The following is a 12,090-nucleotide window of genomic DNA, read 5'->3' on the forward strand; positions in this document are numbered from 1 at the left end:
TTACGAGGAGGGCGACGGGCCACCTCCGTCACACCACGGCGCCCGCGCGCCGGCGCGGCGCGGTGACCGCCGGCGCCGGGTGACGGGCCTCCAGGGTGACGGCCAGCGGCATCGCCGTGAACACCGTCGACGCCATGCCCAGGACGACGCCCGCGAGCAGCGCGACGGAGAAGTCCGTGAGCGAGTCGCCGCCCAGGACCGCGAGCGCCACCAGGACGAAGAGCGCCCCCATCCCCGTGTTGACCGTACGGGGCAGGGTCTGGGCGACCGCCCGGTCGGCGAGGTCCGCGAGCGGCACGCCCCCGCCCCGGCGCCGCAGTTCCCGCAGCCGGTCGAGGACGACCACGGAGTCGTTGACCGAGTAGCCGACGACGGTGAGCAGCGCCGCCAGGAACACGCTGTCCACCGGCTTGCCCAGCCACGCGAACAGGCCGAGGACCAGCAGCACGTCCTGTGCCATCGCCGCCACCGCCGCGGCCGCGTACGTCCAGCGGAACCGCACCGTCAGGTACAGGAGCTGCGCCGCCACCGCCAGACCGAGCGCGAGGAGGGCGTGGGCACGGAGCTCTCCGCCCAGGCTCGGGCCGATCAGGTCGTCGCGCGCCACCTCCACCGGGCCCGCGACGCGGGTGAGGGCCTCCTTGATCTCCCGCTGCTCGCCGTCCCCGGTCTCCCGCACGCGTACCGAGACATCGCCGTCGCCGGTGGTCTGCACGACGGCGTCGGGGAAGCCGGCGTCCGCGACGGCCGTACGGGCCGTGTCGGCGTCCAGCGGACGCCCGGCCGTGTACTGGACGACCCGGCCGCCGGTGAACTCGACCCCGAACTCCACGCCCCGCACGCCGATTCCGGCGAGGGCCACGAGCAGCAGCCCCGCGCAGCCGGTGAGCCAGCGGCGCCGGTGGGCCGTCAGGCGCGGCACGCGGCGGGTCAGCCGGGTCCGCAGCCGGCCGAGCGCGGCGATGCCCGTCACCGCCGGCCGCCTGCGGACGACGGGCAGGCCCAGCGTCAGCTCGGCGAGCAGCCGGGTGATCACCATGGCGGTGATCAGCGAGGCGAGGACGCCGATGGCCAGCGTGACGCCGAAGCCCTTGACGGGGCCGGTGGCGAAGACGAACAGCAGGCCGGCGGCGAGCAGGGTGGTGATGTGGGAGTCCGCGACGACGCTCCACACCTTGCCGAACGCCGTCGCGACCGGGCGCCGTGGATCCCGCGCGGCGGCCCGGCCGAGCGCCGCGTACTCCTCCCTGGCCCGCTCGAAGACCAGGACGTTCGCGTCGACGGCGATGCCGACGGCGAGGACGAAGCCGGCCAGGCCGGGCAGGGTGAGGGTGGCGCCGAGGGCGACGACGGCGGCGTACGAGATCAGCCCGTACAGCAGGAGGGCGATCGTGGCGAGGACACCGAGGAGCCGGTAGACCACGCTCACGAAGAGTCCCGTGCAGGCAAGGCCGATGACGGCGGCCAGGGCACTGGCCCGGATCGCCTCGGCGCCGAGCGTCGGACCCACCGTGCTCTGCTCGACCGTCGTCACCGGCACGGGCAGCGCGCCGCCCTGGACGAGCGCCGCGAGGTCGCGTGCCTCCTGCGCGGAGAAGCCACCGGTGATCTGCGCGGCGCCGCCACCGATGCCCGGCCCGCAGGCCACGCCCGCCTGCATGCCGGGCGCGGCGACGATCCGGTCGTCGAGCACGATCGCGACGCGACGCGACGGGTCCGCCGGGGCGGCGCACGCGGCTTCGCCGGTCAGCCGCGCCCAGCCGTCCGCGGCGCGGCCGTGGAAGGAGAGGTCGACGGTCCAGCCCCGGCCGGTCGCGGTGTCGAGGACGGCCTCGGCGCCCTCGACGCCGTCGCCGGAGAGGGCGGGCGCGGCGAGGGCGAGGAAGCGGCCGGGTGCGTCGGGGTCGGCCAGGACGCGCGTCCCGTCGGCGCCGGCCGCGCCGGCCGGCCCCTCGGCCGCGCCGGTGACGGCGTGGAAGGTGAGCTGCGCCGTGCGGCCGATGGTCTCGGCCGCGTGGCGCGGGTCGCGCAGGCCGGGGAGTTCCACGACGATGCGCCGCTCGCCGGAGCGGGCGAGGGAAGGCTCCGCGACGCCGAGGCCGTCGACGCGCTTGCGGAGCACCTCCAGGGCGCGGTCGGTGGCGGCCGCGTCGGCACGTGTGGTCGGTCCGTCCTCGGTCTGCAGGACGATGCGGGTCCCGCCGCGCAGGTCGAGTCCGAGGCGGGGCGGGGTGGTCAGGGTGATCCAGAGGGAGAGCGCGACGACGACGAGCGCGAGGAGCGCGCGCCGGAGCGAGGCACGAGAGGACATGGGTACTCCACGGGGAACGCACGGCGCGGCGGGCGCCGCCTCGGGGAGGGAGCGCCGGCCGGCCGTGCCGGACGTACGGTCGGATACGCGTCGAGGACCGGTCCGTGGACATGCCGAGGACCCGGACGGCGACGCGGAAGGACGTCAGCTGTGCCGGGTGGAGGGTGGGCCGCGCGACTCGCGCGGGCCGTGGGGGCCGCCGGGCGGCGCCCGCTCGCGGCGCGGGTCGCCTTCGAGGAGACCGCGCGCGGGTACGGAGAGGTCGGCGGGCGCGGCGGCCGGGGCCGCGGGCGCCGCCGGGAACCGCACGGGGTTCTCGACGGCGGCCGGGAGGCCCACGATCGCGGCGGGCGCGAGATGCGGCTCGGGCGTGGTGGCGCGCGGGGCGGGCTGATGGAAGGTCGGGTGGGCGGTGCTCGCCGCCGGGAAGCCACGCACGGGTGCTCCGGTAGCGGCACTCGCCGCCGGGAGGCCACGCACGGGTGCGGCGGTAGCGGCACTCGCCGCCGGGAAACCGCACACGGGTGCGGCAGTGGCAGCGCTCGCCGCCGGGAAGCCACGCACGGGTGCGGCGGTAGCGGCACTCGCCGCCGCGACGCTCTGCGCGGGTGCGGCGGACGCCGGGACGAGCAGCAGGGACCAGAGCGCGCAGAGCATCGCGGGCAGGAGGTTCGCGAGACGCCGTGCGGAACTCCCCACCGTGCCCCTCCCCTGGTCGCGCCCGTTGCCTCGTGATCGTCAGTCAGGCTCAGCGTAGACGGGGCGCGGTACGACCGAGTACCGGGTACGGACGGAGGTTGAGTACGGATGCTCATGTCCGGGTCGCGGGGTCACCGGACGATGGTTCCGTCACCGTCCGACTCGTATCCAGGGGGCCTCCCGTGCTCAGCCGTATCGCCGCCCACGTCGTCCCGTTCTTCGGGCGGCTGACCGTCACCTCGGATCCCGGGGCCCGTGTCGAGCCGGGCAGCATCCTCGTCGTGAACCACACGTCGCTCGCCGACCCGGCGCTCGTGCTCGCCGCGCTCCGCGGGCGACTGGCCGTCGAGCCGGTCCTGCTCGCCACCTCGGGCCTCTGGCGGGTCCCGGTCCTCGGGCGGGCGCTGACCCGCGAGGGCCACGTCCCCGTGCACCGCAACTCGGCGCGCGCCGCGGCGGCCCTGGACCACGCGGCGGTCGCCCTCGCGTCGGGGCGGCACGTGATGCTGTACGCGGAGGGGCGCATCCCGCCGCGCCGGGACGCCGCCGAGAACCCGCCGGAGATGTTCCGTACCGGCCTGGCGCGGCTGGCCCGGGCGACCGGGGCGCCGGTCGTGCCGATCGGCCAGGCCGGGGCCCGGCGGATCACGTCGGGCGGGCGGGCGAAGCAGCTCGCCGGAGTGCTCACCGCCCCCGTCCGCAGGCCCGGCCTGCACGTCCACATCGGTACGCCGCTGCGGCTGCCCGCCGACGTGGCCGCCGCGACGGCGCTCGCGCACGGGGCCGTGACGGAGGCCTGGCGGACGGCGGCGGGGGCTCTGGGCGAACCGGCCGCCCTCGACGGGGAGGCGCGGGCCGCCGCGCCCCGTACGGGGTGGCGGCGGTGGTCGGCCCGGCGCCGGGGCTGATACGCCGCGGCGTCGTCAGGTGGTCCGCACAGGACGGACCTCGGCCCGCTCGTCCGCGTCCGCCAGCCAGAACAGCAGCGGGGAGAGCACGAGTTCGAGCGCGGCCAGCGCCAACTGGAACCAGTGCGGCCGCCCTTCGACCGCGAGGGAGAGGAGCCGTCCGAGGGCTCCCAGCAGGAACACGGCGGTGAGGCCGCGCACGGCCGCGGCGGGGATCGGTGACCGTCTGGCCGCCCAGAGCCAGGCGAGGCCGTAGCCGGCGAAGATCGCGCCGAAGAACCGGCCGAGGCTGTCGACCGTCGCACCGGCCGAAGCGGCGTCCGGGATCGCGGCGTTGCCGAGCAGGACGTGGAGGAGGCCGATCGCCACGCAGGCGTACCCCATGGTCAGGGCGAGTCCTCGCAGTGCCTTGGCTCTGGTCATGTCCGCGACCCCCATCAAGTAGACACGCATCTAGTAGCGGTGTGCGCATCAGACTACGGCCGCTTACTAGACGCATGTCAAGTAACATGGCGGAGTGCCTCCCCGCAGACGCCTCAGCCCCGCCGAACGCCGCGCCCAGCTCCTGGACGTCGCCGCGCGTCTCTTCGCGGCGCTGCCGTACGACGAGGTGCTGATGGAGGAGGTCGCCGAGCGGGCCGGGGTCTCCCGCGCGCTGCTCTACCAGCACTTCCCCAACAAGCGCGATCTCTTCGCCGCGCTCTACCAGGAGGTCTCCGCGCAGCTCCTCGCGGACACGCGGTTCGACCCCGCCGACACCCTGGTCGAGCAGCTGACGCAGGGACTGGACGCGCACTTCGCGTACTTCGCGGAGAACCGCAACACCGTGCTCGCGGCGAACCGCGTCCTGGCCGGCGACCGCCTCGTACAGACGATCATCAACGACGAACTCGACGCCCTGCGCGAGCGCCTGCTCGGTGTGCTGCCGCTCGCCGACGACCGGACCCGGGCGGCGGTGTCGGGGGTCCTGAAGAGCTGGCTGGTCTTCGTACAGGTGATGTCCGTGGACTGGCTGACCCACGAGACCTGTACGCGCACCGAGCTGCGCGACGTGTCCATCGGTGCGGTCGTGGGCGCCCTCCGGCCCCTCCTGGACGAGGACCCGGCCCCCGACTGGCGCCGCTGACCCCCGGGCGGACCGGCGGCGCTCGTCAGAAGACCGACAGGCCCGTGATGGTCGTGAAGCGGTCGAGGGCGGTCACGCCCGCCACCGAGTTGCCCCGGCTGTCCAGACCCGGGCTCCACACGCACAGCGTGCAGCGGCCCGGGACGACGGCGACGACCGCTCCGCCGACGCCGCTTTTGCCGGGGAGCCCTACACGGTAGGCGAAGTCACCGGCCGCGTCGTAGGTGCCGCAGGTGAGCATCACGGCGTTGACCTGCTTGGCCTGGCTGCGGGTCAGCAGGCGGCTGCCGTCGGCGCGTAGCCCGTGCCGGGCCAGGAAGCCGGTGGCGAGGGCGAGATCGGCGCAGGAGGCCTCCAGGGAGCACTGCCGGAAGTACTCGCGCAGCAGGTCCGGGACGGGGCCCGTGATGTTGCCGTAGGAGGCCATGAAGTGGGCCAGGGCCGCGTTGCGGTCGCCGTGGGCCGCTTCGGAGGAGGCGACGTCGGCGTCGAAGGCGAGGTCCGGGTTGCCGCTCTCGGCGCGCAGGAAGGCGAGCAGGCTTCCGGAGGCGTCGCCGGTCAGGCGGTGCAGCCGGTCGGTGACGACGAGGGCTCCGGCGTTGATGAACGGGTTGCGCGGGATTCCGTGCTCGTACTCCAGCTGGACGAGGGAGTTGAACGGGTCGCCGGAGGGTTCGCGGCCGACGTGGGCCCAGAGCGCGTCGCCCTCTCCGGCGAGGGCGAGCGCGAGGGTGAAGACCTTGGTCACGGACTGCGTGGAGAAGGGGCGCTGCCAGTCCCCCACTCCGTAGACCGTGCCGTCGAGTTCCGCCACGGCCATGCCGAAGTCGCGCGGGTCACCCGCCGCGAGGGCGGGGATGTAGTCGGCCGGGGTGCCCCGGTCGGTGAGTTCCGCGAGCTCCTCGGCGATGCGGTCGAGGACGGGCTGGAAGGAGGTGTTCGCGGTCACGCGCCGTCCCGCGGTCCCCGGCCGGCGGCGTCGGCGGCGTCGGTGGGTCCGGCGGCCGCGGCGGCCAGGCCGAGGTCGCCGCCCGGCGGCGCCGCGAAGTAGCGGGCGACGTCGGCCTCGGTGACCTCGCGGAGAGTGGCCGGGGTCCAGGTGGGGTCGCGGTCCTTGTCGACGACCTGGGCGCGGATGCCCTCGACGAGGTCGGGGGTGGTGAGGGCGGCGCAGGAAACGCGGTACTCCAGATCGAGGACCTCCTCCAGGGTGGCGAGGGCGCGCGAGCGGCGCAGCGCGGCCAGGGTCGCCTTGAGGGCGGCCGGGGACCGCGAGAGGAGGGTCTCGGCCGTCTCCTTGGCGGCGGGCTCGCCGGTGTCGAAGAGGCGCTCGACGATCTCCTCGACGGTCGGGGCGGCGTAGCAGGCGTCGATCCACTCCCGCTGCTCGGCGAGGACGCCCGCCGGCGCCGTGCCGGTGTGGCGGGCGAGGGCCTCCTCGGCCGGCAGGTCCGTCAGGTCGCGGGCCAGGGCGGGCAGTTCGGCGGAGGGGACGAAGGCGTCGGCGAGGCCCGTGAGGATCGCGTCGGCGGCGCCGACGGGGACGCCGGTGAGGGCGAGGTGGGTACCGAGTTCGCCGGGAGCGCGACCGAGGAGGTAGGTGCCGCCGACGTCGGGGACGAAGCCGATGCCGGTCTCGGGCATGGCGACCCGGGAGCGCTCGGTGACGACGCGGACGGAGCCGTGCGCGGAGACGCCGACGCCGCCGCCCATCACGATGCCGTCCATGAGGGCGACGTACGGCTTCGGGTAGCGGGAGATGCGGGCGTTGAGCCGGTACTCGTCCCGCCAGAAGGCCGCGGAGGCGGAGCCCGCGGCGCGCGCGTCGTCGTGGATGGCGCGGATGTCACCGCCGGCGCAGAGTCCTCGCTCCCCCGCGCCTTCGATGACGACGGTGGTGACGGCCGGGTCCTGCTCCCACTCCGTGAGCGCGCCGTCGACGGCGATGACCATGGCGTGGGTGAGCGCGTTGATGGCGCGGGGCCGGTTCAGGGTGATGAACCCGGCCCGGCCTTCCGTCCGGAGGAGTACGTCGGGGGTTCCGGTCGCCACGGTCACTCGGTCCCTTCGGGTGGCACGACTTCGTTGTCCCGGCCACCGTACCGGGGGCTGCCCGGAGGACCGACGGGCGGGGCGCGCCGCTCGAAGGGCGCCCCGCCGCTCGTGGGGCGACGGGGCGGGCGCGGCGGCCGAAGGGGGCGACGGGGGCGGGCTGTTCGGGGCGGAGGGCGGGAAGGACCCATCCGCTTCTCGCGGATCCTGATTGCACGGTGCGCGGCCCGGTTACGACCGCTACTCCGCGTCCTCACGCCGAGTCCTTCCCGTCACTTCCATGGAACCACCGGTCGGGCGGGGACGCGAGCGCCGGATCAACCGCAGGTGAGACGGAAGCGGTGGCGTTCCGTGGTGATCTCGCCGGGGTCGGGCTCGCCGTTGCCGTTGGTGTCGCGGAAGACGACGTCGTAGGTCTCCCGGATGGAGAGCGTTCCGATCGGGGTGCCGTCGGGCGCGTAGATGGTGCGCTCGTCCCGGGAGGCCGTCGAGGCGACCGTGACGCGGCCGGGGTTCGTGAGGACGACGGAGAAGCGTTCATCGTCGACACCGCTGCGCACGTACCGGCCGTCGGGGAAGGTCATGCGGAAGTCGTAGGCGTCGAGGCCCTTGATCACCGTGGCCGCCGGGGTGCGTACGACTCGGCCGGTGGAGTGTTCGGTGACGGTGGCCGTGCCGAGGAGATCGGCGGGGAGGCAGCCTTCGAGGGGTGCCGTGAACGTGTCGGTCCGGGTGGTGTCGAAGTCGTCCACGACGACCTCGGCGGCTGTGGCGGGGGCCGTGGCCGCCGTCGTGGCGGTCGCCGCGAGCACGGCCGCCAGAAGGGTCCTGGCGGCGGTGAGGGAGAGGGGGTGGCGCATGGACGTACCTCGCTGTTCACGAAACGTGGTCACGAGGCCACCATGCGCCACCGGCCGCTCGGGCGCCTCCGGGTCCGTCAGGCGGGCAGCAGGTCCTGGGGGACGCGTACCTGGCGGGGGGTGGAGAGGCGCAGTTCGATGATGTCCCGGACCGTGGGCCATTCCTCGTCGAGGATCGAGTAGAAGGCCGTGTCGCGGACGGCGCCGTCGAGACCCCGGGAGTGGGCCCGGCGGATGCCCTCGCACGTCGCTCCGAGGCGCTCGATGGCGATTCTGGAACGGGTGTTGCGGGCGTCGGCGCGCATGGTGACGCGGCGGACGCCCCAGGCTTCGAAGGCGTGCCGGAGCATGAGGTATTTGGCCTCGGTGTTGATTCCGGTGCCCCGGGCGTCGCCGGCGATCCAGGTGTTCCCGATCTCGGCGGCGTCCGGGACGGCGGTCAGGGGATCGCCGTGGGGCCTGCCGGGGACGGGCGGCCAGATCAGCGGGCCCCGCCAGTAGTCGAGTTCGAGGAATCGGGTCGAGCCGATGACTCGCTCGTCGGCCGTACTGACCAGGGCGAAGGGCAGGCATCGGCCTGCCGCCTGATCGGTGAGGGCGCGGGCGATGTAGTCGAGGGCCGAATCGAAGCCGTCGGGTACGGGGGTGAAGGCGTAGGCCGATCGGTCCGCCCCGCCGGCCCGGGCGAGGGCTTCGGCGTGCCGCATCGCCAGCGGCTCCAGGCGCACGGAGCGCCCGGTCAGGAGAACAGGTACTGGCACGGAACCTCGGGTCTTTCACGGGCAGGGACGACTCCCGCCGCGGAGAGTCCGCGGCGGCAGCAGGAGGGAGGTTCTCGCCCGGTGCCGATTGCGTCGTGAGAACGACAAATGAGCAGGTAAAACGGTTCGCCACCGGGTGCGAGGAGGATCAGTATGCAGCCACAACCGCTCCGAGAACAGAACCCCGGAAGAACCTGCGTCCACGCTCGGGTGAAGCCTGCCGCGCGCCCCGTTCAACCGGTCTCACGGGGCGGACGGGGCCGCCCGCCAGTCGGACGGCCCGTCGGTTCAGACGCAGGTGGGATGGCCCCAGCCGTCGGAGTTCTTCGCGATGGTCTCGCCCTTGTCGTAGGCACGACCACAGCGGCAGCGGCCCGGGAATTTCGCGTTCAGGGTGCCGCCGGACGGGCGAGTCCTGCGGGCGGAACCCCCACCGGCGCCCGTGGATCCCGTACGGGGCGCAGAGGAGCGCGTCCGGGGCGTGGAGGCGCGCGTGGCGGGCTCCGCCGGGGGCAGCTCGGACCCGCCCTCCGAGGCGAGGGGCTCCTGGGTGCGGGCGGAGTGACTGGCCGCACGGTCGGCGACGTCGTTGAGCGGGTCGCCGTCCACCTGGTGCGCGGGGACGTACACGAAGTCGACCTCGCGGCCGGTGAGCAGCGCGTCGATCCGTACGACCAGGTCCTTGTTGGCGACGGGGGTGCCCGCGGCGGTCTTCCAGCCCTTGCGGCGCCAGCCGGGGAGCCAGGTCGTGACGGCCTTCATGGCGTACTGCGAGTCCATGCGGACCTCGGCGGGCACGGCCGGGTCGAGGGCCTCCAGGAGGCGTTCGAGGGCCGTGAGTTCGGCCACGTTGTTGGTCGCGCGGCCGAGGGGGCCCGCCTCCCAGCGGTCGATCGCTCCGTCGGCGCGGCCGATGACCCATGCCCAGGCCGCGGGGCCGGGGTTTCCCTTCGACGCGCCGTCGCACGCCGCGATGATCTTCTCCACCATCCCACGATCCTGACACGGCTACGGGGGTGGGCGGTCCCACCCCCGTAGCCGCCCGGCCGGGGCCGGGTCAGAAGGCCCCGTAGTTGACCTGCCAGGTGGGGAGGCCCATCCGACGCCAGAGGGCGACGACGCGGTCGCGGTCGTCCAGGGAGACCCGGACCGCGTAGCGGTGGCGCACATGGGCGTCGAAGAGCTCCGCCTTGACGAGGTCGTCGCCGCGGCCGTCGCCGGAGGCGCGCATCCACAGTTCGTCGTACGGCACCTCGTGGTGCGCGAGCCAGGTCTCGGTGAGGGCGCGATGGTCCTCGCTGCGCCCGGAGAGGAGCACGATCCGGTCCCGCTCGGTGTGCCGGAAGGCCCGCAGGGCGTCCCGCACCGAGACGTTGAGCAGGTCGCGGTCGCAGCGCGTGAAGTCGTACGGGCCGCGGTCGACGCGCAGGGCGAGGGTGCCGTCGATGTCGCACATGACGGCGGTGGGGAGGCTCGGGTCGGGGACGTAGGCCTCTCCGACGGTGGGGCGGTCGTTGAGCCAGTCCGCGGTGAGCCGCCAGCCGCCCCGGGTGGCCTTGGCGTGCTTGTCGGCGAGGATGCGGATGATCTCCTCGCCGACGGGCCGGTCGCGGGCGGCGTCGCGGCGCACGCACTCCTCGACGGGGACCTCGGTGAAGTCGTGGACGGCGAAGGTGGCGAGGCCTCCCACGGCGGCCTTCAGCCGCTTCGGGATGTGCGGGGTCAGATGCGTGTTGTCGACGACGACGTCGAAGCCGTCGTCGACGGCGGCGCGGACGGCGGCGTCCTGGATGCCGAGCACGGTCTGCTCGTGCGTGCGGGAGCGGCCGCGCTCGGTCGCGGGGAGGTCGAGCATGGCCCGGAGGTCGTCGAGGTTGACGCGGCGCATGCGCCCCTCGGCGGCGGCCTGGAGGGCGCGGGCGGCGGTCGTCTTCCCGGAGGCCGGGAGGCCGGTCATGAGGTGGACGACGGGCACGGTCAGTTCTCCTCGTCGTGGGCGAAGGGATCGGTGGCCTCGGGGCGCAGCGCGCGCCAGCCGAGGAGGTCGGTGGGGCGCCCGTCGAGGCGCAGGAAGAGGGCGGCGCGCAGGGCCCGGTCGGTGAGGCCCGCGGCGGCGCGGGCGAAGGCCGCCCGGTCGCCGGCGAGGTGGGCGAGGCCGGCGTACGCCTCGTCGACGGACCGCTCGCGTTCCGCCGCGGCCGTGTCGAGCCGGGTGATCACCTCGCGCACCCAGGCGTCGAACTCGTCCGGGACCTGCTCCAGGAGGGCGTCGAGGGGCTTCCCGCCGTCGGCCTCGACGTCGGTGACGGCGCAGCCGAGGCCCTTGGCCAGCTCGCCGGCCGGGACGCCGGCGAAGCGCTGGATGCCGTGGCTGCGCCAGATGTCCCGCTCGGTGACTCCGGTGAGCACCTTGTGCAGGCGCACGTACTCGCTGAGCTTGGCCTTGGCGCGCAGGCCGGAGGCGAAGCGCAGGACGAAGCCCTCGGCGTCGGTGCCGGTGGCCGGGCGGCCGCCGGGCAGGGTGTTCGACTCGGTCAGGGCGACGAGCTCGTCGACGCCCATGGCGGGCCAGGTGCGGACCACGGAGCCGATGGGGTGCCATCCGGCGGCGGCGTCGGCGAGGGGGAGCTCGGTGCCGTGCGGGCCGTGGGCGGCGAGCAGCACGAGGTCGCGGCGCTCGCCGTAGTTCACGACGATGCGGTTGCCCGGGTAGACCATCTCGGCGAGGTAGGTGACGCCGGGGGTCAGGCCCGTGGTGTCGGCGGCGTCGAGGCGGCGGCGGGCCCAGGCGGCCTGGCCGCTGGTGAAGGAGCCCTTGGAGGCGACGTGCCAGCGGTCGGCGTAGTGGAAGACCACGGCGAGGCTGCCGTCGACCTTGTCGTACACCTCGAAGGGTTCGTCGGGCAGCGGGGGCGCGTAGGGGCGTCCGGTGGCGTGTTCGGAGAGGTTGAAGAACTTGGGGAGGGGGAGCGCGACGATCCGCCCGGTGGCGTCGTCGGCGACGAGCCCGCGGCACCGCGTCGTGGCCCGGTTCCAGTGCTGGCCGTACTGGCACGCGCGCGTGTACGTGTAGATCGACAGCGGCAGCTCGGGGTGGTGTTTGCGGGTGACGTGCCCGTCCGCGAGAGCGGCGGCGAGCTCGTCGGCCGGCATCAGGTCGTGCAGAGTCAGGGTCGCCTGGCTCATGGGGTCCCTCCCGTGTGTTCGATGATCCATTCTCGGGCGGGAAGGCCGGGGAGGACACCGATTTTCGCGGTGGGGGCAGACCGGCGGTGGCGCCGAGCGGGCTCCCCTGTCCCGGGCGTGTCGGTGGGGCCCCGTAGACTCGCCGTCTGCCCGTCGGTGACGGACCGGCGCAGACCGAGGAAGCGAG

12 protein-coding genes are annotated in these 12,090 nt (G+C 74.5%); 2 read left to right on the plus strand and 10 right to left on the minus strand.

Translation table 11 applies throughout. The annotated features are described in order from the left end of the window. Nucleotides 1–28: 28 nt before the first annotated feature. Together secD and ACN9M0_RS01765 are read right to left on the minus strand one after the other, a co-directional pair. Complete coding sequence (gene secD, locus ACN9M0_RS01760) at nt 29–2,311, minus strand: protein translocase subunit SecD (protein WP_426402981.1); 2,283 nt, start codon at nt 2,309–2,311, stop codon at nt 29–31. 144 nt (nt 2,312–2,455) lie between these two features. Next, nucleotides 2,456–3,010, minus strand: a complete 555-nt coding sequence (locus tag ACN9M0_RS01765; RefSeq protein ID WP_426402982.1) for a hypothetical protein — start codon at nt 3,008–3,010, stop codon at nt 2,456–2,458. A 182-nt stretch (nt 3,011–3,192) separates the two neighbouring features. On the opposite strand from ACN9M0_RS01765, the gene ACN9M0_RS01770 reads away from it, so the two are divergent. Further along, nucleotides 3,193–3,918, plus strand: a complete 726-nt coding sequence (locus ACN9M0_RS01770; RefSeq protein ID WP_366037760.1) for a lysophospholipid acyltransferase family protein — start codon at nt 3,193–3,195, stop codon at nt 3,916–3,918. A gap of 15 nt (nt 3,919–3,933) precedes the next feature. On the opposite strand, the gene ACN9M0_RS01775 is transcribed toward ACN9M0_RS01770, so the two are convergent. Next, nucleotides 3,934–4,341 carry a DUF4345 domain-containing protein gene (locus tag ACN9M0_RS01775; protein WP_366037761.1) on the minus strand — a complete coding sequence of 136 codons (408 nt, stop codon included), beginning with the start codon at nt 4,339–4,341 and terminating at the stop codon, nt 3,934–3,936. A gap of 94 nt (nt 4,342–4,435) precedes the next feature. Between ACN9M0_RS01775 and ACN9M0_RS01780 the strand changes: the two genes are divergently transcribed. Further along, entirely contained in the window at nt 4,436–5,044 is a 609-nt protein-coding gene (locus ACN9M0_RS01780) for a TetR/AcrR family transcriptional regulator (protein ID WP_366037762.1), read from the plus strand. Nucleotides 5,045–5,069: 25 nt separating this feature from the next. Here the strand turns inward: ACN9M0_RS01780 and ACN9M0_RS01785 are convergent, their stop codons facing one another. The 7 genes from ACN9M0_RS01785 to ACN9M0_RS01815 all read right to left on the minus strand — a co-directional run bounded on the left by ACN9M0_RS01785 (nt 5,070) and on the right by ACN9M0_RS01815 (nt 11,903). After that, nucleotides 5,070–5,993: a glutaminase gene (locus tag ACN9M0_RS01785; protein WP_366037763.1), complete on the minus strand. Its 924-nt coding sequence runs from the start codon at nt 5,991–5,993 to the stop codon at nt 5,070–5,072. Then, nucleotides 5,990–7,102 carry an enoyl-CoA hydratase/isomerase family protein gene (locus ACN9M0_RS01790; protein ID WP_366037764.1) on the minus strand — a complete coding sequence of 371 codons (1,113 nt, stop codon included), beginning with the start codon at nt 7,100–7,102 and terminating at the stop codon, nt 5,990–5,992. Before ACN9M0_RS01790 ends, ACN9M0_RS01785 begins: the two co-directional genes overlap by 4 nt. Nucleotides 7,103–7,413: 311 nt before the next feature. Continuing rightward, complete coding sequence (locus ACN9M0_RS01795; RefSeq protein ID WP_426402983.1) at nt 7,414–7,989, minus strand: hypothetical protein; 576 nt, start codon at nt 7,987–7,989, stop codon at nt 7,414–7,416. 44 nt (nt 7,990–8,033) lie between these two features. Continuing rightward, complete coding sequence (locus tag ACN9M0_RS01800; protein WP_399695246.1) at nt 8,034–8,717, minus strand: GNAT family N-acetyltransferase; 684 nt, start codon at nt 8,715–8,717, stop codon at nt 8,034–8,036. A 288-nt stretch (nt 8,718–9,005) separates the two neighbouring features. Further along, nucleotides 9,006–9,707, minus strand: coding sequence for a ribonuclease H family protein (locus ACN9M0_RS01805; RefSeq protein WP_366037767.1), 702 nt, complete (start codon nt 9,705–9,707; stop codon nt 9,006–9,008). Nucleotides 9,708–9,774: 67 nt separating this feature from the next. Beyond that, the gene (locus ACN9M0_RS01810; RefSeq protein WP_366037768.1) at nt 9,775–10,692 is read right to left on the minus strand and encodes an AAA family ATPase; all 918 of its coding nucleotides are present in this window, start codon (nt 10,690–10,692) and stop codon (nt 9,775–9,777) included. 2 nt (nt 10,693–10,694) lie between these two features. Continuing rightward, nucleotides 10,695–11,903, minus strand: coding sequence for an RNA ligase (locus ACN9M0_RS01815; RefSeq protein ID WP_426402984.1), 1,209 nt, complete (start codon nt 11,901–11,903; stop codon nt 10,695–10,697). Between the last annotated feature and the right edge of the window lie 187 nt (nt 11,904–12,090).

It is taken from the genome of Streptomyces sp. R-07, from assembly GCF_049913175.1.
Classification (GTDB): domain Bacteria; phylum Actinomycetota; class Actinomycetes; order Streptomycetales; family Streptomycetaceae; genus Streptomyces.